This window comes from Thermorudis peleae (assembly GCF_000744775.1).
Lineage (GTDB): Bacteria > Chloroflexota > Chloroflexia > Thermomicrobiales > Thermomicrobiaceae > Thermorudis > Thermorudis peleae.
Map to the genome: position 1 here is coordinate 410,830 of NZ_JQMP01000004.1, position 20,298 is coordinate 431,127.

A 20,298-nucleotide genomic window follows, 5' to 3' on the forward strand; every position below is an offset into this window, starting at 1 on the left:
CAGCCTGGGGTCGGTGCCCCATGCGCAGAAAAACGGCATGCCCCCGCCTGGCCTGGCCAGCGGGGGCAGTGTTCCGGGTACACTTACGGCTGCCGGGCCACCCGATCTGGCCTGGCCATCCCCCGGCACTGCGCCTACCAGTGGCCGGGGATTTCTCGTGCTTCCCTGGTAAGGTACGAACCCTGTTGGGGCCAGTCTACGTGCTGGCCCCCGGAGCGTCAAGGAGCCCCGGGGACGTTCCCCCGGGGTTGCGGCCTAGAACGGAATCAGCCAGGTCTCATCCTCCTCAGTGGCCACGGGGATGATGGCCGGGTAGCGGGCCTGGGAGCGCTGGGCCTGCCGCTCTAGCGCCCGCATCCGGCGCTGAGTAGCGAGTTCGCCCCGGATGTAGTCGGTCGCAATGCGCCGCCCCAGCTCATCACCAAACCACTCCCGGAATTCCAGCGCCTCCGGGGCCAGCCGCTCAATGGTCTCCCAGGTGTAGTACCAGGTCCGCTGTGGTGTCGGTGTCGTCGCCATCGCTCCGCTCCTTTCCCTTGCACCCCTATAATACCACAATGCACACACTGGTGTCAAGGGGGTGCACCACGGTATGCTGAGGAACCGAGAGGGGGCTGCGCCGATGGACGTCAAACCACTGCGGCAATGGCGGATTGAGAAAGGCTACGGGCTCAAAGAACTGGCCCGGCGTGCTGGGGTCAGCCACACGACCGTCTTACGCATCGAACGGGGTGAAACCCACGGCCAGGCGGGCACCTACCGCAAGCTGGCCGAGGCCTTGGGGTTACCCGGACCACTCGCCATCCTCGAATACCGGCAATTGGTGCAGGCTGGGGAGGATACCCCGGGATGATTCCCAGGGGACGGTCCCCGTATTTTTCAGGTATTTTTCCACCCTTAAAAAACGGCCTGGGGAGAAGCCCATTATCCCCCACGTTGCATTGGATAATTCCCCTCCCTCCCCAGGGCCAGCGTTCCTCAGTCCTGGCGGGCAGCGGAACGCTCTGGCCACTGGGGAGTCCCATCCCAGCCGCAGGTAGGGCACGGTGGCCGGGGTGTGGGGCGGGCCAGCTGCTGCTCCAGGCGGGTCAACCGGCGGGTTCGGTTCATGCCGTCTTCCCTTGCTGCTCCACCAGGGTCTCAAGGGCCGAGAGCCGCTGTTCAATGTCCACCTGTTCCGTCAGTTTCAGGAGATGGGAGAGCACGCTGTTGGCCGCTGAGACTTTACTGGGCCAGGGGGCGGCCGGATCGACCATCGTCTGCTGCAACGTGGCCACGGCGACCAGGGCGGCCTGGCGGAGGTGGCCCAGAATCTGCTCTAGCTGCTGCTGGGCCAACGTCCGGACATACTGCTGCATGGCCGGCTGCTTGAGCCAACGTTTGGCGGTGGCCTCCGAAACCCGGGCCACCTGGCATGCCTCCTTCAGGCTCCGACAACCCACGTAGGCCACGGCAAAGCGTTGCTGTCGGACCGACAGCTCATTTCGGCTCATCTGCGGCCACCTTCAGCACGTCATCCCCACTGCTGCACCCGCTGGTCGGCCAGGGAGCGGTCGGCCGTCCGCTCGGAGATGCCGGCCGACCTCGCCGCCTCAGGGACGCTCCGGCACTCGAAGAGCGCCTGCACGAACTGGAGCTGCTTGGGGGTCACGTCATTTCGTGCCATTGTCTGCCACCCGTTGCCCAGTCACTTGGGCCAACCATTGCTGGGTCAGCACCCACAGCGGGCCTTCGTCCTGGATCTCGATCACCTCACCCGCCCTGGCCATCTGCACCATGATCGCCAGGTCCTGTTCCAGATATACGAGAAACGTGTCGAGCAACCGCTGGCAGTCGCTGCACAACCGGCCATTCCCAGCCTTCATCCTGCCACAAACTCGGCACTGGCACTGCTCAAGCCGGTGGAGCCGTCGTCTCAGCACCGTGCACCTCCCCGAACCACGCCTCGAAGTCCTTGAGTCGCAGCACCACCAACGCTTCACGGTAGCGCTGGCCATGCTGGTGCAGGATGGCGATGGGGAGCTGGCTTGGCTGTGCGGCCCGTTCCGCCTGCTGCACGGCCCCCAGGATCCACTGGGGAAGGGTCTTGCGGTGCTTGACTTCAATCGCCAGCCAGGGATGCCGGATATCCGGCTGGCCCACACGGCCACTCACCGGCACCCGCTCCCCACCCACCAGCTTGGCAAGCGCTCGTTCAGCATATTTCCAGGTGCGCATCGCCGTCTCCTACCAGTAGCATGGACAGTTCCGGCACCCCGGCAAGCCGTCGTAGAGCCGCCGGTAGGCCAGGTCGTAGGCCTCCCGAGAACGCAACGCTGGATGCCGGGCATACCAACCGACCAGGGTGCGGAGCCGTGGTTTGATGCCCACATACCCTCCATAGCCATACCAGATGGCGTTGGCACAGGTCGTTGTCGCCCAGCGGAAGACGTCGGGCGGGAGTTCGACCGGCAAGGCCAGGAGTTGCCGCTTGAGCTGGTCCATCCGGCGGTATGCCCGGACTTCCCGTTCAAGCTGGGCCAGTTCCGGTTCGAGGTCAACCAGGCGTTCCCAGCTCAGGGCCGCTGGGGGCAGGGCCTGGCTGGTGTCTGGCATGGGAGTTTCAGGCCATCCAGCAAACGAGACCGGCGTTCGTTCAGTCATCCTCCACCTCCGTGACATCATGCCCATCCGCTGACTGCTGCACGGCCAGCCAGCGCTCCAGGACCTCGGGATAGGCAATCCCCAGCTGGTCGTACTTGCGCTTGGTGCACCAGCCGCAGTAGAGCTTGAACGTGGGGACCGTGATGGGCGCTCCACACTCGACACAGGCCCTGGCCGGTTCATCTGCCCACGCCAGGGAGGCCTGCTCAGCCGGGCCAGCAGCCTGCTCGGTCGCCTGCTGCCGGGCCGCCTTCTTGCGGCAAGCATCAGAGCAGTACTTCGCTGGTTTCCCACGCCCGGACCAGCCAAAGGCAGCGCCACACCACTCGCAGATGGCAGTTTTGGCGTCTGCATCGAAAATGTCCGGTTTTCCGGGGTCGTGTCCGGTTTTCTCGGTGAGGCCCTGTCCGCCATTTTTGGCTTCGTGATGCGGAATGTCCGGTTTTCCGGGGTCGTGTCCGGTTTTTCCAGCACCCGCAAAATTGGCGATTTCCGCATCGTGATGGGAAATGTCCGGTTTTCCGCCGGAATTCTTTTCTTCACGCTTAGGGGTATAGCGTGAAGAAAAGAATTCATCCCCCATTTCGTGACATTCCGCATCAGGACGGCCACTGTCACGAAACGTCCCTGGGGCAGTCTCCGCACGGGATGGTTCGCCGGGCACTGACCAGCGGTAGGGGTCGCCCCGCTTGCCGCTCCCGTCCCGGTGCACCCGACCAGCCTGGTGGAGGGCCTTGAGCCGCTGGGCGACCGTGGGGTAGGGCAACCCCGTCGCCTTGGCCAGGTCTTCGGTCGTCGCTGCCCCACTGTCAACCAGGGCGGCCAAGAGCTGAGCACATTGGGCCTCGACCGCATAGGCTGCCGGTGTCCCCAGCGTCTCGTAGACGCCGTCGCCATCCCAGCGCACCACCACCTCGAACGGTTCGTAGCGGGAGTAGATGGTGAGCACCCGGCGGGTGTCATCGGGTTGCTCAGGCTCAAGCCGCCGCATCTCCACGATAATGTCAACGAAGCCAGCGATGGCCCCCGACCCCCGCCCGGCCGTCGCCTGGCCCCCATCCCCCTTGCGAGGATGGCGCAGGAGCAGGACCGCCGCCCCCGCACTGGCAATCGCCTGCAGGGGCAGGAGGGCCGAGACCGTCTCACTGGCATCGTTCTCATCCACGACGCACCACAGGTTCGGCAACGCATCGAACACGACCAGGTCGTAGCCCTCGCTGCCCACCAGGGTGACCAGGTAGTGGGTGAAGAGGCGCCACTCGGCGTGGGTGGGCCGCTTGGGGAACGGGCGGCTGATCAGGTGGACGTGTGCCCCCAGGCCCAACGCCGCTGCCCGCTCCGCCCACTTGACCTTCGGCTCTTCGGAGACCACCAGCGCTTTGCCGGGGGCAACGGGCCGCCCGGCCAGCTCCCCACCAGCCGCCATCCGCTGGAGCAGGGCGGCCACCAACGTGGTCTTCCCGCTCTTCCAGAGGGCGTAGAAGTCAGTGAGGTGGCCTTTCGCCAACACCCCATCCCAGAGCCACTCGACGGTGGCCGCCTCGTCGGCCAGGTCGGTGAGCATGACCGGCTGCCAGTGGTCGGGGATCGAGGATGATGCGGCATCCCGCTCATCATCGCCTGGGGACGATCCCCCAGCATGCCTGCCGTTGTGGGTGATGAGGATGGGGTTCTCTTCCCAATGGCCGGTGGAGGAAGCGATGGCCTCCAGTTCTTTATCAGGCAACGGTTCCTCACAACGCCGATTCATCGCCTTGAGCACCATCAGGATTTCGTCGGGCTCCAGATGGCCATCCCCCCGCAGCCAGCCAGCAACCCGGACCAGGGTGAGATGCCGGATTCCCGTGGGGATGGTGCGTTTGAGCGTTGCGCTGAGCGGCTCCTGCCGATGGCCATTGAGCTGGGGGGCATCAGGCTGGGGGAGGTCATCTGGCTCCAGCTCCAGTGCCTCCTCCGGCTGTTCCGAGAGCCAGCGGTAGTCGTGTTTGGCACCCAGCTTGAAGGCCCTGGTCGGTGGGGCAAAAATGAGACCACCAGCCCCTTTGATATCACCCCACGGATGCTTTTGGGTGGGAACGGGCCGCTCACTCAGGCAGTACACGTGGAGGCCACCACGTTGCGATTCGGCCACCAATCCCTGCCGCCATCCCAGACACTCGACATCTAACCAGTTCTCGGCCCTGGCCCGGTACTGGGGTTCGACGTCCCAGACCCACCAGTACTTGCCCGACTGGGGCTCTCGGTGGCCGCAGATGATGGCCAGGCCGTCGGCTCTGTCCCAGGGCCACGTGGTCATGTCGTCGGGGACTGGGGGCCGGTCCTTGAAGCGTTCCCATTTGACCAGGGGTGTGCCCTGGTGAATGGGAATGGCCGGGAGCCCCCAGGACTGGTACTCGCTGGCCCGTTGGTGTAGCATGGTGACCGTCATCAGTGAACTCCTTTCGAACAACCCTGGTGGCCGGGGGCAGGGTGAACCCCCGGCTACTGGTCCTTATCCCTGCCCAATCTCAGCACCGACGGGGATGCCCTCACGTAGTACCCGTCGCTGGCAGGCATCACAGAGGTAGCCCCAGCCCCACGCTGTATCCGTGAGGCAGTCTTCGGTGACACTCCAGACCACCGCACCGGCCGTGAATTGCTGACCACAGAGCGCACAGCGTACCTTTCCGGCATCCTCCAGTGGGACCGAAATGCGGTCGAAGAAGGTGTACAAGACGTCACCATACTCAAAAACGGTCGGCCTTGGCTCGTGCACCGGCATCCTCCTTTCACGAGTGGCCCCGGGGCGAATCCCCCAGGGGCCACGTATCAGAACACCTCGTCATCCGCATCGCCATCAGCCGGGAGCACCGTCTCAATCCGGTTCGTCTCCGACCCGTCAGGCCGGGCCCCTCGGCCAATCACCACCTTGACGGGCAAACCGATGAGCGTTTCCGTATCAACCGTCTCCCCAGCCTGGAGCTTGCGGCCAAGGGCGGCTTCAACGAACCCCCGGGCCACGCTCTTGGGGCCAAAGGCCATCGACGTTGGCCGCCGGACCGTGACCGACTTCGGCCCGGCAGTGACCGTGAAGACCCACACCAGGTAGCGTCGGCCGCTGCCATCTTCTCGTTCATCAACGGCAGTAATCTCGGCGTCGTACAGGCCGGGCTTGAGCAAGACGTCGCCGCTGGTAGCGGTTAAGATGGGCATCGGTTTGCTCCTTTCACCGTGACTCCAGCAATCCCTTCACACCTCAACCATTCGTTCGACAAAAGGCCACTCCAGCCATGGGCATCGCTCGAACCACCGCATGGACACGTACAGTTCACCGTCATCGCCAACCTGGCCGACACGCTCGGCGACATCGAGCGGGAGTCGATAGCACCGCCGTTCCTGGTCGAACCGCACGATCCAGGCCGTCGCCCCCGCTTGCCGGGCCAACCTGAGGGCCTCAGGCGGCAAGCTGGGGGTCGAAAAGTGGCGGCCTTTGACGGGCATGGCCACGACAATTTCGCCGGTCGGCCAGGCCCGCACCACCTTGGCCAAGGTACAGATCTTCCCACGCTTCTTTTTGGTTATGGCAAAGTCTGGCGAGAGCGTCGATACTAGAGGTATCACGGTCCATCTCCATTCCTTGTTGGTCGGTCAGGTGGTGCCAGCGCCTGGCCGACTTACTCCACGGGCTGCATGCCACTGGCAACGGGCGTCGTCACGGTCCCATCCTTGCCTCCTTTCTTTGCCCGCTCAACGGCGATCCGCTCGACTTCCTGGGGAGGGATAAGCCTCCCCAGTGGGGTCTTCACGCACGCCATCCGGCCGGTCTTCAGCCAGGTGCGCACCCGCTCAACCGAGACCTCGAGCATCCTGGCTGCTTCCGCTGGGGTCAGATACTCCGTGGTCAGGTCCTGCATCGTCTCCTCCTTTCGTGACCTGGCACTGGTATACTGACTTTTGCCTGCGGAGTAGAGGCCGTCGGCTGCGGAATGGTGCGGAGTACTGCGGAGTTCCCTTCGTGCCGAAGACGAAAGAGCCTGGGAAGCACCTGGTCCCCGAAGTGCGGGCGTTCATCGATGCCGAGTTTGCGAAGGGCAAGACCGCTATCCAGGTCCATCGGGAGCTTGAGCGGCTCCGCCTGGATGAACGCCAGCGCTGGAACCGGTTGGGGGACGTTCCGTCCGACGACCTCTTCGTGTCGTACCGGCGCATCGCCGAACGTTGGCGCTGGTGGAAGGAGCGCCACGCTGCTGGCCCCCTAGCCAGTGAGCCGGGAACGCCTGTAGCGGGACATGGTGGGACACCGGCTGTCCAGAACGAGCACTTCCGTTGGTGCCAGCTCCCACCAGATGATGCCCGGCTGGTGCTCACGGCCATCGCCGCCTGGGAAACGATCACCGGGACGTCGTGGGGGATCCTCAGTCGCCAGGTCGCTGAGACCATCGCCTACCTTGCCCGTGTCGCCCCTGACCTGCCGCCCCAGGCGGTCGCTGCGCTTGCTGACCAGACCGCCCGCTGGGAGCACTTGGACCCCGGCGAGCAGGAGCGCCGGTGGAACGCCCTCGGGCGGTTCCTCGGATACCGGCCGTGGGCGTCCCCCGACGCCGCCGTGCGGTACCAGGCAGCCGTTGGCCACGACAGCCACGTCACCCCGACCAAGGACGGCCTAGCCGTGTACGCCATCATCCTCTCGGCCACCGCTATCGGAAGTAGCGACGCCCGGGCGAGCCTCTCCGTCGGCTCACACTTCGAGCCCCAGCACCAGTGAGGTCACCCTCTCATCATCTGGCACCTGGTGGCACCCCGTGTCACCTCCATCTGGCTCGTAGTCGTTCTGCAAGAGCCACCGTACCGCCTCAGCCTCGGTCACTTCCTCCCAGCGGTCGGTGCTCCCCTGCCACTGGCTCCACCAGTGCCGAATCCAGCGGCCGCTCTTGGTCCGGTACAGCTCCTCGTGGTCCCACTGGCTGCCGGTCGCTTTCGACACCCAGTTCCGTCCGTCCCACTCCCGAGCCTCATCGAACCGGGTCGCTTTCTCCCGGTCAAACCAGCGCCCGGTCCCATCCGTCAACACCTGTCGCTTCATCACGGTCCTCCCGTCAGCAGTCTTCAGGCCACAGGCCAAGGTCAACCAAGGCCGCCCGCACCTGGGCATGCCGGTCCTGCAGCCCTTCCATGGCGGTGGTGAGCGGGCCACTCCCCCGCCACAGCACCTGGCTGATGTCCTGGTCCTGGGCTTCCAGCACTTCCTCCAGGGCCGCCTGGTCGTCATCTGTCCAGCAGCCCACCCGTTCGGCAAGGGCGGCCAGGACGAGAGCCCGTTCGTAGGCGTGCTGGGCCAGGGTCAGGGCCGCCTCAGCCACCGCCCGCTGGGCATGCAGCAGGTCACGCAAGGAAACCGTGAGCGAGAAGAGGGTGGTCGTCGGTCCGTCATCAGTCGAGTGGGTCATCGCTTGCGCCTCCATTCAGCGCCGTGTGCTGTTCCGTCCGTCGCCCCCATGGGCCCCCGCAGGCCCACTGGCGCTGGGTGGAGCCCGTGCCCGCATGGCCGCCCTCCCCTTCAGGACAACAGCGCCTGTTCGACCGCCCGGGCCACCCAGTGGCCGTCAGTGATGGCATGGCTGTAGAGCCCACTGGTAATCGCCGGCGTGGCATGACCCAGCCGCCGGGAGACGTCCGGGAGTGGCACCCCAGCGGCCAGCGCCAGGCTGACATGGGCATGCCGGAGCTGGTGCACCGTCAAGCGGGGAATCCCGGCCTGCTGGCAGCACCGTCGCACCGCAGCGAGCACGACCGATTCTTGCTGGGGCTTGCCGGTCTGGCTGGGGAAGACCAGGCCCCAGTCCTGCCAGGCCGGGCCTGCCCGTAACCGCCGTTCGGCCACCAGAGCCCGCTGCCGCTTGAGCAGCTGCACCCCCACGTCTCCCAGTGGGATGCACCGGTGCCCGTTCACGGTCTTGGGGGGAGTCTCCACCCACTGGCCCCGGAGCCACTGGCCACTCCGATCGACCCGCACCAGTGCCCGGTCCAGGTCAACCGCAGCCCAGCGCAGCGCCAGTGCTTCCCCAAGCCGCACCCCGGTCAGGAGCAGCACGCCCACCAGTGGGGCACCCGGATCGGGACTGGTCAGGCAAACCTCGAGGAGCCGTTTGAGGTCATCCAGGGCAGGCAGGGCAGGCCGTGGAGGCTGGTAACGGGGCAGCACCAGCCGGTCACAGGGGTTCTCGGACAGATACCCCCAGCGCACTGCCACGGCAAAGAGCCGGTGGAGCACCCGGGCCGTCTGGCTGGCTGCCCGGCCGGGGATGCTGTCCAGCACCTGCTGCAGCCGGTCAGGGGCGAGGTGGGCCAGCCGCACCCCACCAAGGCTGGGGAAGACGTACTGCCCCAGCAGCCGCTGGTAATCGGCCAACGTGCGGGGCTTCCAGTGCCGGGCCTCGGTGGCCAGCCAGCGCTGGGCCAGTTGCCGCAGCGTGAGCCCGCTGGGCGGGGTCCGCCCCTCGGCCAGCTGCTGCTGGAGCGCTGCCAGCTTGGCCTGCACCGCTGCTTCACTGGGGCCGTAGAGGCTCTTCCGGCGGCCGTTGACCATGATGCGGGCCTCGTACCGCCCATCGTGCCGTAACCGGATCGTTCCCATCGATTGCCTCCCTCCTGGGCAAGGGGGAAGCACGGGGTTCCCGGCCGGGCTGGGGTCAGGCTGGGGTCAGGGGCTGGGGAAGGCCGTGGGGATGGGCTGGGGACTGGGGAAGGCGGTCTTGAAAACCGCAAGGCGATGAGCCTCGGGGGTTCGAATCCCTCCCTCTCCGCCGGGCGAGACCAGCCTGGGAAGGTGCCTGAGCGGTCGAAAGGGGTCGCCTGCTAAGCGATTGGGGCTGGCATAACCGGCCCCCGTGGGTTCGAATCCCACCCTTCCCGCCGACAGAATCTGTCACCTTCGCTACCGGTGCAGGACACTATTGCACCATGCCCAAGTAAAGACTCAGCAAGTACTCTACCCTGCTAGTGACAGGGCCAGCTTCACGAGCTGGCCTGAAAGCACAATCTACTGTTCGCGCGCCTTCCGTCTACCTGATCGTTACCTCGTTTAGGACGATAGCAACCCGAGCAAGAGCGTTACTCAATTCGGCGGCAGCCGATAACTGGCATACATCACATCACGACCAGTACCACCATTGCGCTCCTGCTTTCTGCCCAGGCAATTGCAGCACACGCGCCATCCTCAGAGAATCACAGGAGCTACACATCCATCCCAACGCTCGACACGTTATTCGAGCATCCGAGAACACTGTCTCTCAACCAGTGGACGCAGTCACTTAGCTTGACGTTCGCCTTATCTTTTTGCCCTGATCAGCCTCACTTTGCCCACATTCATGCCAAACAGGCTCCTGGAAGCCAACTGCTTCATTGTGACGATGACGGGAATACCTGTCTTCCCGTTACTGGACGAAGATAGTGATGTGACAAGTGTGATCGATAAACCTTGACGAGTTAGAGACCGATGATTAATGGTTGAGCGGACTGTTCTCCGATACAGGCACACGCTGAGCAGCAGGGATGTGTGACCGGAAATGCGGCTTAAGGCGGAAAACTTGGGTGCCTCGCTCGTCACTCTGAGGACTGCTGAGCAATCATCGACGAGCGTTGTTTCCGAGGGCGAGTAATCGGATGCATGGTATATATCAGTCGATAGAATGTCTGTGCAAACTCATCTCCTTTTCGCACATACCGGTGGCGTTATCAGTGCCGCAATGTTAAGGAATATCACATGATCGATCGGCTCCCGCTTCATGATACCTGACCAAATCATATATTGTTTTTGGAAGGCTACAACGGCTCAGGTGTACGGGATCAAGGAACACGATTCTATATAATCCACACCTGCAAGCCGGTAACGTCCCAAGTCAGTAAGCAGGTAATCGATGCTGAGCATCATGGCCAACTACACACTCGAAGGGGAAGGGAAAGCGGCAAAGGCAGCACTCCGCATCTACAGAACGTGAGACCTAGGGAGCTGACGAAAGTGAAGCTGAGCCCGCTGCACAGGCAATCTTTTCCATACCGACAACTGAGACAGCTGCCATCGCGCCATTGCGCGCTGAGGTAGCTGCAACGCCGGAGCGTAACCGTCACTGTACCGGAGCATGCCAGCAGTGTGCACCTACGGGCCAAGCGCTAGAGCAACAGAGCTATAGAAGGAGACGTGGATCGAGTAGTGGGCAGCAATATCAGCTGACGAGACCGACAACACCCATGCATCTGGTACTCGAAGCAGGGCTTCGAACCGAATACAGTCCAGTGATACTTAGGTACAGGTTGATCATCGGGACAAACGAGAGGCTGGTACCGGATGATTCGAAGTCTGCAAGCGTTAGGCAGGTATATCCGGAACGCTCTCGGGAACGATCCGGAAGCTATTGTGGAACAACTCGCCTTGACCAGTGCGGATGACGAAATGGGAAGCGACCCGGAGGGGCGTTCGACGCGCGGCACTCAACAGCTGTACCTGGGCATTTTGGACATTTGCCCTGCACAAGGTCTGTTACGGCATCGTCTCGAAGAAGTAAGTCCGGAAACGTTGCGCCGATATCTATGGCTTCAGCTCATGAAGTTCTCACCAGGTGGAGATGTCCGCGATGTCACGGTGCGCGATCTTAAGTATCTCCTTGGTCCAGTCTTCGCCGGTCTCGCCCCAAAACGGCTGGGCTTAGATGGGCAGCAACATGAGGCACTCGACGAGTTAGCCAGTGTGCTCGCACCGGCGCTCGCCCGGCTGCGCGACTTCGGTGGGAAGACGCGTGAGCGGTTTATTCTCGACCTCGACGGTCTCCGTCTCGATCCGCCGGCCCTTACGCAGCACGATGGCCAGCTCATCAGTGTACGCGACGCCGTCCTCAAGGTGGCGTGGGACAAGCTGAACGAAGTAGAAGCGAAGAAACGAGCTGAAGTACTTGCGAAGGAACTTCGTGATTTGCTCGGATGGAAGCGAGACGTTCAATACGTGACACTGAGCATCGAAGGACACCCAATTGCACAGGAACCGGCATATCGGCGCTTTGTTTTCTCGATTCTGGTCGATGAGCCATTCAGCAATGCAGTACAGGGAACCTGCCATCTTTGTGGAACGCAGGCGGAAGTAACGATGAACTTCGTTCCTATGCGTATCAAAGTGTATATCAATGACAAGGTAAGCTTCGCTGGTCATCTCGTTCAGGACGGTTTTCTGGAGCGCTATAGTGTCTGCAAGCAGTGTTATATCGATCTTCTTTTAGCTGATCGACTCTTGGAACAAGAGTTAGAGTCGCGGTTATTGCAAACCTCGGTTTTCCTCATCCCAGAATTTCTTAGTGAGCCCACTGGTAAGCTCGATGAGGTACGACGTCGGCTCCAGCGCATTCGTCAAGAATCGACGGAGTTGGCACGGCTCCGCGAGCTGCGCAGAACGCCCGAGGATATCGCCCGGGCTGCACAGGAGCGCGCTGGCCTGTACGCTGCTCTGACATTGCTCTTCCATGAAAAACAGAACATGGCGGTGAAGGTCCGCGAGGTCATTGCCGAGTTACCTCCCTCCCGTATCCAAGCGGTGATTCGAGCCATCAATATGGTGAATGACGCGGCTGCAGAAGACGGTTGGGCCGCTCCGTTTGTCCCCAGTGACCAGGAGAGTTGGTTTGTCGGTCTCGACGATCTCCTTGATGCGCTCCCGCTGCGACGCAGTCAAAGTGCCCCGGTGGTACGTCCCGCGTTGACACTTGCCCGGCAGCTTCTGCAGCGAGAGCCGATCGATCTCACAGCGCTCCACGCTGATTTCCTGGAAGGTGCACGTGCAATCGTGAGCCAGCACGCTGGGTACTGGGTCGTGCCGCGCTCGTGGGAGCAGCGAACGCCGAATCCTGACCAGTTGGACCGGACACTGCGTCAATTCATCGCCCGAACGCTCGCTTTGCGACTGATTGCGAGGTATGTCGGTTGTGTTGACATCGGAGGTGCTGGAGTGGATGCGGCAATTCCTGATCTTTACCGAAACGCGATGACCGGCCTCGAACTGAACGAGCAGGAGCAAAGCCTCTTCTTGCTCGGCGTTCTCGTGGCCCGAGTTGCTTCAGAACAATATCGAAGCGACCAGTCAGGGACGAAACCAATCCTAGAGAAGCTGAACTACACTGGTATGTCGCTGCCCCGCGTCACGGTCTTCGCAACCGAACTTTTCGACAAACTCCGCCAATACCGGCTTCTGAGTGGGCCTGGAGCGGCGGAGAACGAACTACTGTATGCCGAGGCATTGCAGCGACTCACGCGACACCGCGACCGGTGGCGGCTGAGCGATGCCGAAAACGTCTATTTCATCCTCGCAGGGTACTCCTATGAAACGGGGCGTATTATCCGAACTAGAAAGGAGAAGACCAAGGCACAGGAAACGATGGAAGAATACCCCAATTGAAGTGTCATTGAGGGAACAAATGATATTGAGGAGGACAAATCATGACGAACGAGATGCATAATGCAGAAATTCTCTTCATTTACGATGCAAAACTAACCAATCCAAACGGCGATCCAGACGATGAAAACCGTCCACGAATGGATCCCTTCACGCGGCGCGCCTTGGTGAGCGACGTACGGCTCAAGCGCTATCTGCGCGATTATTGGCTTGGCCGTGGCTATGATGTTTGGGTCCGTACGCGCGAAGATGGTAGGCACGTCGATGCGACGGGGCGGGAACAAGAGCTTCGACAGACGTATGAACAAGAGACAGGCCAGCAGCAGCAGCGGCAGAAAGGTGGTACTCGTAGTGACGAAGAGTATCGCCGGTGGTTCCTAAATCGCCTGATTGATGTCCGCCTCTTTGGTGCAACGTTACCGATCAAGGGTAGTGATGGAGGCCAAGGTCTTTCGGAACAATACACCGGCCCAGTTCAATTCAACTGGGGGTACTCCCTGCACCCGGTCGAACTCAATCCGTCTAACAGCATTACCTCGACGTTCGCTGGGCGAGGTGGTGAGAAAGGCGAATACGGGACGATCGGAAAGGACTGGCGGCTTCTCTATGCCTTGATCGCGTTCTGGGGGCATGTAGCAGCGCACCGCGCACGCTACACGGGAATGACCGCTTCTGACCTGGAGTTGCTTGAAGATGGATTGCTGCACGCTCTTTCGAGCGAAGCAACGACGCGAAGCAAGGTCGGACAAACACCTCGCCTCTACCTCCGTGTAGACTGGAAAGAGCGGACACCATCGTTTGGTGACCCGAGAGACGGCTTACGCCTTCTCCCTGCTCAAGAAGACCTGCCAGTAGAGCGCTGGCGCAGTATTGAAGAATTCGTGCTCGACCTCCAGCCGCTGATCAATCGCCTTGCGCGGTACCATGATCACATCCAAGCGATCCGCTACTGGCGCCACGATGAGCTGAACGTACGTGGCGAGGAGGCCTTACTTGAGTTACCGAACGTTACTCGCATCGTGGGATGATGTGCGATGAGCGAGGTCGTGATCTGCGATCTGCGTGGCAAATTCGGACACTTTCGACGCTTCTACACGAATTCTTCGTCGCTTAGCTACCCAATCCCGCCGCCAACGGCGGTGCGTGGCATTGTCGGTGCAGCCTTGGGGCTCAAGCGCCATGAGTACTTGGATCGGCTTGTTGATTTGCGAATGGGTATCGGCGTTCGCCAACCACTCCGAATGATTATGCAAACGGTTAACGCACTCATGGTGAAAAGTGCGAAGGAACGAGAATTACGAGGCTTCGAAGCCCGGACGCAAATTCCGACTCAGTTTTTGCTTCCTGACACTCGACGAGAGGACTGGGACAGCGCAGCACTCTGCTATCGCCTTGTGCTTGTCCCCCCAACTTGGCTCTCCGCGCAGGAACTAGCAGCAGCGCTGCGCGCACCCGTCTATCCCCCCTCGCTTGGAGTCGCGTACTGCCTTGCTTGGTTTGAAGCGGTCGATGTTCAAGAAGGAACCCTCGGTCAGAATGATCCGGAATTCGCTGAGTATCACGGAGCACTCGAGGCGAACTTGGTTGTCGAATTCAATCTCGACGATCAAGTTCGCCATAAACTCTCGCGTGACCGCTATCCCTTACGATTGGATAACAGTCGACGTTTGGTCGCGGCAACAGATTTGGTCATCGACCTGATGGGGTATCCGATCCGTTGTCGGTATCACGGCGCTTGGATTCAAGTGGGAAACGAGCGATGGGCCTTGATCAGTTAAACAGCGCTGAGTACTGGCTGGCGGGCCATGGAGAGAAACTCATCGAGCATCTCCGCACTGTTGCCGACCTATCCCGCTCATATGCGCCGCCGGAACTCGCCGATCTCGCTGAACTGGCAGGGGCAGTCCACGATCTCGGAAAGGCCACACCGTTCTTCCAGAAACGCTTAAAAGATCGGCAGTACCAGGCACCCGAAGCGAACCACTCCTACATTAGCGCTTTGTTCGGTGCCTGGGTCGCCGAACAGCGCGGCCTCGATGCACTAGCCATCTTCCTCGCCGTGGCCCGTCATCACGGCGCACTTCGGTCCCCCTGGGAACTGCTCCCCAGTCCTCATGACATTGATCCTCCCGATTTCCCCGATGTCGACCGTCCAGGCCTGCGCAGAACATTGCGTGCGCTTACGAGACAACTCGAAGCTGTAAAGGAAAGCTGGCCAGTGCTCTGTGCATCCTTGGCGCTACCTGACCCCTCCCCGTTCTGCGTTGGCGAAATCTGGTCGACGCTCCGCAGACTGGCAGAAGAAGCAGCACGCCTCAACTATCTGAATCTCTCCTCTCTTGAAGATTTCCCTCAGCGACAGCGCTACTGGGCAACGAATGTCGTGTTCTCCTGTCTCATCGATGCCGACAAGAAGTTGGCTGCTGGCTACTGCCCACCAGGGCGTGAAGTGCTGCCGGCCGATCTCGTTAGCCGCTATCTCACGGGGAACGTGAGCTCAACAGGGCCGCTTCAACCGTTTCGCAAGCAAGTCTTCGAAACGGTCGATCGGCACGTTCGAAGCTGGCCTCTTGCATCGCTCTATCCCGCTCAGCTTACTCTGACAGCACCGACAGGTGCCGGAAAGACCCTGACGGCCTTGCATGCAGCGTTGACTATACGTGCAAGAGTCGAAGAAGCAACGGGGCGGAGGTTACGAATTATTTATGCCCTGCCCTACATTAATCTTATTGAGCAAACTGTGGACATCATGCACAAGGTGTTGAAACATGCAGAGATCGAGCCAGCTCACGTGCTGCTCGAGCATCATCACCTCGCACCTCTAAATCCCCGTCCAAGTACAGCGACAGCCTCCGCACAGGCGCAGCAAGAGACAAGACTCGTTACGGATGAAGAAGATATCGAGGTAGACGATGCACTTCTGCTCGCTGAGGCGTGGGATGCTGAGATCGTGTTCACAACTTTCGTGCAGGTTTTTCACACTCTCGTTGGCTATCAGAACCGCGCGCTTAAGAAACTCCATACGCTCGTCGAGGGATCAATCCTCATCCTGGACGAAGTTCAGGCACTCGATGCCCACTATTGGCCACTCTTGCGAGTCCTTCTTTCTGATCTGCCACGCTGGAACGTTACCGTTATCCTGATGACCGCGACGCAACCGAGGCTCACAGAGGCGAGTCAGGCACGCGAACTCGTTGACCCGCCGCTCCACGGCTATCCCCATCGTGTGCTCATTCGCCCCGCTGCTCCGCGCTCTGTTCCAGAACTCGCGGAGGCAGTGGCGCACACTCGTGACCGAAGCCAGCTCGTCGTCGTCAACAGCGTGCGCGTCTCTCTTGAACTCTTCCGGGAACTCGAGCGGTATCAACTTCCCTTGCTCTTTTATTTGTCAACGAATATTACTCCTCGTGACCGCTCGGTACGGTTAGCCGAGATTCGCGCGCTGCTCAAGCAGCGTCAACCTGTTGTGCTTGTGAGCACGCAGGTCGTTGAGGCAGGAGTCGATGTCGATTTCGATGCTGGTTGGCGGGAGTGGGGACCGCTCGAGAGCCTTCTCCAAGTCGCCGGACGCATCAATCGGAATGCAAACCATGATCTCGCCACGCTCGAACTCGTCGCGCTCGCCGAGGGTCAGGGAGAGAGGGTGTATGGACGAATCCTCCTGGACGCTGCTCGCGAATCGATCGATGGACCCCGCCGAGACATCGAGCTCATGCAACTCTTAGCAGAATACTTCGCCAGAGTCGAAAGTCGCATCAGTCAGGCTCATGCTGAGAGCTTGCTCGCTGCATTGCCACGTCTCGACTACGATCGCGCGAACATTGACTGCAAGAAGCGTACTGAGTCGATTCCGGTGAGTTGCTTTCGGTTGATCGAAGAGTTGCCTTCTTTGAGCATCGTGGTCGAGCAAGATGAGGAAGCTACACGTGCGATTGCAAACCTCCGCCAAGCGCTCGCGCTGGATAACCCGAATGAGCGACGACTCGCGGTTCGCCGCGCGTACCGAACTCTCGAACCCTACACAATTACGCCGCTCCTACACCGAGCGGTGGGGAACTTGCCACCGCCACTGGTGTATGGACGAGAAGACATGCGGCTAATCGCGCGTAACCAACTCGAGTCATTTTACGATCAGAAGACGGGGTTCAAGTGGGACCTGAACCAGTTCCTGTGACCGGCACACTCATTTGGTATGTGGCTGTTTGTCCACGCCAGACCTGGCTCATGGGGCACAATATCGAACCATTCCGTGACCACGAGCTTCTGGCACTCGGGCGGTTGCTGGCTGAAACTTCCTATCCGCGCGAGCGTAAGGAACTCGAGTTGCCCGGCATGAAGGTCGATGTTCTGCGTCGTCGCCCCATTGATGCTGATGAGGATGAAGCCCTTGTGATCGGTGAGGTCAAGCGCTCGCCACGTGCTCAACATGCTCAGCGGCTCCAGCTCGGCTATTACCTCCTTCGGCTCCGTGACGCTGGTCTGCATGTCCGCGGCGAGCTCCGCTATCCTGAGCAGCGGCGCGTTGAACAGGTTGAGCTGACCCCCGAACTGGAAGCGGCAGTCCGTCAGGCGATTCAGCGTGTCGAGGAACTTCTCCAGCTACCACAGCCACCACCGCCAGTGCGTATCCCAGCTTGTACGAACTGCGCCTACTACGAGTTCTGCTGGGTTTCCGAAGCGGAGCCAACGACCGAGCGCGTGCCACGCAACCGCGGCCGGAAGCGAGGATCCAGCTCATGAAGCCGATTTACATCTTCTCGTCCGGCCGTTTGGCTCGTCACCAGAACACCATTGTGCTCGAAACCGAAGAGGGAAAGCGTTTTCTCCCGGTCGAGCAGGTAAGCGAGCTCTACATTTTCGGTGAAGTCGATCTCAACAAGCGCTTCCTCGAGTTCGTGGCGCGCGAAGGAATCCTCCTGCACTTCTTCAACCGATATGGCTACTATACGGGTACCTTCTATCCGCGCGAGTACTTGGCAAGCGGTGCGCTCATTCTCCGCCAGGTGGAGCATTACCTTGATCAGGAGCGGCGTCTCGTCCTGGCACGCGCCTTCGTCCACGGTTCGCTCCGTAATATCCGAACGATCCTCCTTTACTACCGCCGACGCGGCGTCACGGTGCAGCATGCGCTCGAGTGTATTGACCAATCGTTGGCTGATCTCAATCATGCACTATCGCCGGCCGCGCTTATGGCCCTCGAAGGGCAAGCACGCGAAGCCTACTACGCGACCTGGCCAAGCATCATCGAGGCCGAATTTCCCTTCGGACCACGCACGAGACGCCCGCCGCGCGACGAGACCAATGCACTCATCTCGTTTGGTAATTCGCTCCTCTACACCGCTGTTCTGGCCCAGATCTACCAGACGCATCTTGACCCGCGCATTGGTTATCTCCACGAGACGAACTTCCGGCGTCATACGCTCAACCTCGATGTCGCCGAGATCTTCAAGCCAGTTCTGGTCGACCGGCTGATCTTCCGTCTGGTCAACCGCGGGCAACTCCAACGCCGCCACTTCGTCACCGGTGCTGAAGGCGTCTTCCTCGATGATGAAGGGCGCAAGCTTGTCGTCGAGACCTGGGAACAGACGCTGCAGGAGACGTATCGTCATCCAGCACTCAATCGCTCTGTCTCCTATCGCACAACCCTCCGGCTCGAACTCTACAAGTTAGAAAAGCACCTGCTCGAGGAGCAATCCTACATTCCCTTCGCACTCCGCAGCTAAGCAGTCCACCAGCGAGCTATGTTTCAACAACCATACGCACAGCAACAGATCGAGCCGGGACAAGGATGGGCATTATCGGGATATCTGGCCATTGGGAGTCGAACGTCGAGCCCTTCGCAAGCTGTCAAAATATTTATTACAATGGAGAACTCGTGTCGCGAAAGTGGTTGATTCCAGCCCAGTTCTGTCTAGCTCCCATAGGAACGCAACGGTCTGATCAACCAGGGAGCTGACGACGCGCAATTATGCCTCCTTTCCCAGGCTTCGGTCATTAAACAGATTACGTTCGATTTGGTGAAAAACGGCCACCACAAATAATCTACTTGCCCTGCTCCGCCTCCGCTAGCGCGCGGCCAAATGCTGCCCAGAAGGGATCCACACGGGGATGCTCCAGAGGACGCTCCTGGCCATCAACGACGATGCGCACTCCATAGTCCGGCGGCATGATCTCCCCAACAACACTCGCGGCGATGTTGTGCTGGGCGAGTGCCTCAAGCACGGCATCAACTTTGTGTGGCCGTACGGTGAGAATAAGCGTCCCCTCACTGATTGCACTGTACGGATCAACAGCAAACAACTGGCAGATCTTGGCAACATCCTCTCGGACAATGATCTGATCCCGCACTACCCGCAGGCCAACCTTCGAGGCCTCAGCAATCTCGACGAGGCCGCCAAGTACACCACATTCGGTTGCATCATGCATCGCGGTGACGCCATCATCACGCACACCAACACTGACCGCCGTCATGGCATCAGCAACCACGCTCATCTGCCAGAAGAGTGCCTGCGCTTGTTCGGCGAACTCTTGACCATAGGCCGCAGCAAGACGATCCGGGAATGTGACAGCAAACAGTCCTGCCGCTTCAATTGCCGCACCTTTCGTCACAATCACACGATCTCCAACCTGGGCCATTGCTGGCGTCACATAGCGGTTTGCCGGGCCAACAGCGATGACAGTTGCCCCACCAACCATTGGATAGTTGCAACCTTCATACCGTGCAGTATGGCCAGCAACAACGGCAATCCCCAGGTCAGCACAGGTCCGGTGCATCGCTGTCCAAAGGATCTCCAGTTGCTCAGCGGTGATGTCGACCGGGAGGTTTAAGTCAATGGCAAGATACGCTGGCCGCAAGCCACTCGTTGCCGCATCAGACGCCAGAATATGCACGGCAAACCAGGCTGCGCGCTCCCATCCGTAAGCTGGGACGATGAATACCGGGTCCGTTGTCACCGCCATCACCTGACCGTTCCCGAGATCAACGATGCCCACATCGACCCCATGCTGCGGCGGCACAACGACCTCAGAACGCTGCGCGCCGAGCGCTGGCAAAATCACGTGCTGAAAGATCTCGGGCGAGATTTTGCCAAGCGTTGGTAGCTCCATCAGATTTGCTCCTTTCGTTTTCACTGGCATCGTTCTACACGATGCCAGTGTATTGCGTACCTTTCCCCTTGGCAGATGGCTGCTCGGACTCTTATACTTTGCGGCGCCCGCGCTCGTGCGCGAGCGGCAGGAGCAGG

At 60.7% G+C, this 20,298-nt stretch carries 22 protein-coding genes and 2 tRNA genes; 10 read left to right on the forward strand and 14 right to left on the reverse strand.

The features are described 5' to 3' along the window. Window positions 1-255: 255 nt before the first annotated feature. Window positions 256-519: a hypothetical protein gene (locus tag N675_RS11795; protein ID WP_038040142.1), complete on the reverse strand. Its 264-nt coding sequence runs from the start codon at window positions 517-519 to the stop codon at window positions 256-258. Window positions 520-622: 103 nt separating this feature from the next. Between N675_RS11795 and N675_RS11800 the strand changes: the two genes are divergently transcribed. Then, a complete protein-coding gene (locus N675_RS11800) occupies window positions 623-853 on the forward strand; it encodes a helix-turn-helix domain-containing protein (protein WP_051914704.1) in 231 nt (76 codons plus the stop codon). A gap of 253 nt (window positions 854-1,106) precedes the next feature. Here N675_RS11800 and N675_RS11805 read toward each other — a convergent pair whose 3' ends face one another. From N675_RS11805 to N675_RS11845, 9 genes are all read right to left on the reverse strand, one after another. Beyond that, window positions 1,107-1,493 (reverse strand): hypothetical protein, encoded by a 387-nt coding sequence (locus N675_RS11805; protein WP_038040147.1) that lies wholly within the window; start codon window positions 1,491-1,493, stop codon window positions 1,107-1,109. 159 nt (window positions 1,494-1,652) lie between these two features. Beyond that, a complete protein-coding gene (locus tag N675_RS11810) occupies window positions 1,653-1,865 on the reverse strand; it encodes a hypothetical protein (RefSeq protein ID WP_038040149.1) in 213 nt (70 codons plus the stop codon). Between the two features lie 28 nt (window positions 1,866-1,893). Further along, complete coding sequence (locus N675_RS11815) at window positions 1,894-2,217, reverse strand: hypothetical protein (RefSeq protein ID WP_038040152.1); 324 nt, start codon at window positions 2,215-2,217, stop codon at window positions 1,894-1,896. Window positions 2,218-2,226: 9 nt separating this feature from the next. Next, the gene (locus N675_RS11820; protein ID WP_038040155.1) at window positions 2,227-2,643 is read right to left on the reverse strand and encodes a hypothetical protein; all 417 of its coding nucleotides are present in this window, start codon (window positions 2,641-2,643) and stop codon (window positions 2,227-2,229) included. After that, window positions 2,636-5,071, reverse strand: a complete 2,436-nt coding sequence (locus N675_RS11825) for an AAA family ATPase (RefSeq protein ID WP_038040157.1) — start codon at window positions 5,069-5,071, stop codon at window positions 2,636-2,638. The genes N675_RS11820 and N675_RS11825 overlap by 8 nt, the downstream gene beginning before the upstream one ends. 63 nt (window positions 5,072-5,134) lie before the next feature. Then, a complete protein-coding gene (locus N675_RS11830) occupies window positions 5,135-5,398 on the reverse strand; it encodes a hypothetical protein (RefSeq protein ID WP_156100887.1) in 264 nt (87 codons plus the stop codon). A 53-nt stretch (window positions 5,399-5,451) separates the two neighbouring features. Further along, the gene (locus N675_RS11835) at window positions 5,452-5,835 is read right to left on the reverse strand and encodes a hypothetical protein (protein WP_038040162.1); all 384 of its coding nucleotides are present in this window, start codon (window positions 5,833-5,835) and stop codon (window positions 5,452-5,454) included. 36 nt (window positions 5,836-5,871) lie between these two features. Then, a complete protein-coding gene (locus N675_RS11840) occupies window positions 5,872-6,243 on the reverse strand; it encodes a hypothetical protein (protein WP_038040165.1) in 372 nt (123 codons plus the stop codon). Between the two features lie 53 nt (window positions 6,244-6,296). Further along, window positions 6,297-6,536, reverse strand: a complete 240-nt coding sequence (locus tag N675_RS11845; RefSeq protein WP_038040167.1) for a helix-turn-helix domain-containing protein — start codon at window positions 6,534-6,536, stop codon at window positions 6,297-6,299. A 101-nt stretch (window positions 6,537-6,637) separates the two neighbouring features. Here N675_RS11845 and N675_RS11850 point away from each other — a divergent pair, with 101 nt between their 5' ends. Continuing rightward, window positions 6,638-7,387, forward strand: coding sequence for a hypothetical protein (locus N675_RS11850; RefSeq protein WP_038040169.1), 750 nt, complete (start codon window positions 6,638-6,640; stop codon window positions 7,385-7,387). Here N675_RS11850 and N675_RS11855 read toward each other — a convergent pair. The 3 genes from N675_RS11855 to N675_RS11865 form a co-directional block, all read right to left on the reverse strand. Beyond that, window positions 7,361-7,705, reverse strand: a complete 345-nt coding sequence (locus tag N675_RS11855) for a hypothetical protein (protein WP_038040171.1) — start codon at window positions 7,703-7,705, stop codon at window positions 7,361-7,363. The two genes, N675_RS11850 and N675_RS11855, sit on opposite strands and share 27 nt — an antisense overlap. A gap of 13 nt (window positions 7,706-7,718) precedes the next feature. Further along, a complete protein-coding gene (locus N675_RS11860) occupies window positions 7,719-8,069 on the reverse strand; it encodes a hypothetical protein (RefSeq protein WP_038040174.1) in 351 nt (116 codons plus the stop codon). Window positions 8,070-8,179: 110 nt separating this feature from the next. Further along, window positions 8,180-9,289 carry a tyrosine-type recombinase/integrase gene (locus tag N675_RS11865; RefSeq protein ID WP_156100888.1) on the reverse strand — a complete coding sequence of 370 codons (1,110 nt, stop codon included), beginning with the start codon at window positions 9,287-9,289 and terminating at the stop codon, window positions 8,180-8,182. Between the two features lie 54 nt (window positions 9,290-9,343). Here N675_RS11865 and N675_RS14385 point away from each other — a divergent pair. The 8 genes from N675_RS14385 to cas1b all read left to right on the forward strand — a co-directional run bounded on the left by N675_RS14385 (window position 9,344) and on the right by cas1b (window position 18,777). Beyond that, window positions 9,344-9,425: transfer RNA gene (locus N675_RS14385), tRNA-OTHER, on the forward strand. A 17-nt stretch (window positions 9,426-9,442) separates the two neighbouring features. Beyond that, a tRNA-Ser gene (locus N675_RS11870) sits at window positions 9,443-9,534 on the forward strand. Window positions 9,535-10,966: 1,432 nt separating this feature from the next. After that, window positions 10,967-13,057 carry a TM1802 family CRISPR-associated protein gene (locus tag N675_RS11875; protein WP_038040180.1) on the forward strand — a complete coding sequence of 697 codons (2,091 nt, stop codon included), beginning with the start codon at window positions 10,967-10,969 and terminating at the stop codon, window positions 13,055-13,057. Between the two features lie 41 nt (window positions 13,058-13,098). After that, window positions 13,099-14,082 carry a type I-B CRISPR-associated protein Cas7/Csh2 gene (gene cas7b, locus N675_RS11880; protein ID WP_051914705.1) on the forward strand — a complete coding sequence of 328 codons (984 nt, stop codon included), beginning with the start codon at window positions 13,099-13,101 and terminating at the stop codon, window positions 14,080-14,082. Window positions 14,083-14,088: 6 nt separating this feature from the next. Beyond that, window positions 14,089-14,832, forward strand: coding sequence for a CRISPR-associated protein Cas5 (cas5, locus tag N675_RS13830; RefSeq protein ID WP_051914706.1), 744 nt, complete (start codon window positions 14,089-14,091; stop codon window positions 14,830-14,832). Beyond that, a complete protein-coding gene (locus tag N675_RS11890; RefSeq protein ID WP_051914707.1) occupies window positions 14,814-17,228 on the forward strand; it encodes a CRISPR-associated helicase/endonuclease Cas3 in 2,415 nt (804 codons plus the stop codon). The genes cas5 and N675_RS11890 overlap by 19 nt, the downstream gene beginning before the upstream one ends. Further along, on the forward strand, window positions 17,204-17,794 hold the full coding sequence (cas4, locus tag N675_RS11895) for a CRISPR-associated protein Cas4 (protein ID WP_038040181.1): 591 nt from the start codon (window positions 17,204-17,206) through the stop codon (window positions 17,792-17,794). The genes N675_RS11890 and cas4 overlap by 25 nt, the downstream gene beginning before the upstream one ends. Next, a complete protein-coding gene (gene cas1b / locus N675_RS11900) occupies window positions 17,791-18,777 on the forward strand; it encodes a type I-B CRISPR-associated endonuclease Cas1b (protein WP_038040184.1) in 987 nt (328 codons plus the stop codon). The genes cas4 and cas1b overlap by 4 nt, the downstream gene beginning before the upstream one ends. A gap of 319 nt (window positions 18,778-19,096) precedes the next feature. Here the strand turns inward: cas1b and N675_RS11905 are convergent, their stop codons facing one another. Further along, window positions 19,097-20,161, reverse strand: coding sequence for an AIR synthase family protein (locus N675_RS11905; RefSeq protein WP_038040186.1), 1,065 nt, complete (start codon window positions 20,159-20,161; stop codon window positions 19,097-19,099). Between the last annotated feature and the right edge of the window lie 137 nt (window positions 20,162-20,298).

Excerpts from the sequence above, each read along its gene's own strand:
- N675_RS11800 (WP_051914704.1), top strand. The coding sequence starts at position 623 with ATGGACGTCAAACCACTGCGGCAATGGCGGATTGAGAAAGGCTACGGG.
- cas1b (WP_038040184.1), top strand. The coding sequence starts at position 17,791 with ATGAAGCCGATTTACATCTTCTCGTCCGGCCGTTTGGCTCGTCACCAG.
- N675_RS11820 (WP_038040155.1), bottom strand. The coding sequence starts at position 2,643 with ATGACTGAACGAACGCCGGTCTCGTTTGCTGGATGGCCTGAAACTCCC.
- N675_RS11845 (WP_038040167.1), bottom strand. The coding sequence starts at position 6,536 with ATGCAGGACCTGACCACGGAGTATCTGACCCCAGCGGAAGCAGCCAGG.
- N675_RS11875 (WP_038040180.1), top strand. The coding sequence starts at position 10,967 with ATGATTCGAAGTCTGCAAGCGTTAGGCAGGTATATCCGGAACGCTCTC.
- N675_RS11855 (WP_038040171.1), bottom strand. The coding sequence starts at position 7,705 with ATGAAGCGACAGGTGTTGACGGATGGGACCGGGCGCTGGTTTGACCGG.
- cas5 (WP_051914706.1), top strand. The coding sequence starts at position 14,089 with ATGAGCGAGGTCGTGATCTGCGATCTGCGTGGCAAATTCGGACACTTT.
- N675_RS11890 (WP_051914707.1), top strand. The coding sequence starts at position 14,814 with ATGGGCCTTGATCAGTTAAACAGCGCTGAGTACTGGCTGGCGGGCCAT.
- N675_RS11835 (WP_038040162.1), bottom strand. The coding sequence starts at position 5,835 with ATGCCCATCTTAACCGCTACCAGCGGCGACGTCTTGCTCAAGCCCGGC.
- N675_RS11795 (WP_038040142.1), bottom strand. The coding sequence starts at position 519 with ATGGCGACGACACCGACACCACAGCGGACCTGGTACTACACCTGGGAG.
- N675_RS11815 (WP_038040152.1), bottom strand. The coding sequence starts at position 2,217 with ATGCGCACCTGGAAATATGCTGAACGAGCGCTTGCCAAGCTGGTGGGT.
- N675_RS11905 (WP_038040186.1), bottom strand. The coding sequence starts at position 20,161 with ATGGAGCTACCAACGCTTGGCAAAATCTCGCCCGAGATCTTTCAGCAC.
- N675_RS11805 (WP_038040147.1), bottom strand. The coding sequence starts at position 1,493 with ATGAGCCGAAATGAGCTGTCGGTCCGACAGCAACGCTTTGCCGTGGCC.
- N675_RS11810 (WP_038040149.1), bottom strand. The coding sequence starts at position 1,865 with ATGAAGGCTGGGAATGGCCGGTTGTGCAGCGACTGCCAGCGGTTGCTC.
- cas7b (WP_051914705.1), top strand. The coding sequence starts at position 13,099 with ATGACGAACGAGATGCATAATGCAGAAATTCTCTTCATTTACGATGCA.
- N675_RS11825 (WP_038040157.1), bottom strand. The coding sequence starts at position 5,071 with ATGACGGTCACCATGCTACACCAACGGGCCAGCGAGTACCAGTCCTGG.
- N675_RS11860 (WP_038040174.1), bottom strand. The coding sequence starts at position 8,069 with ATGACCCACTCGACTGATGACGGACCGACGACCACCCTCTTCTCGCTC.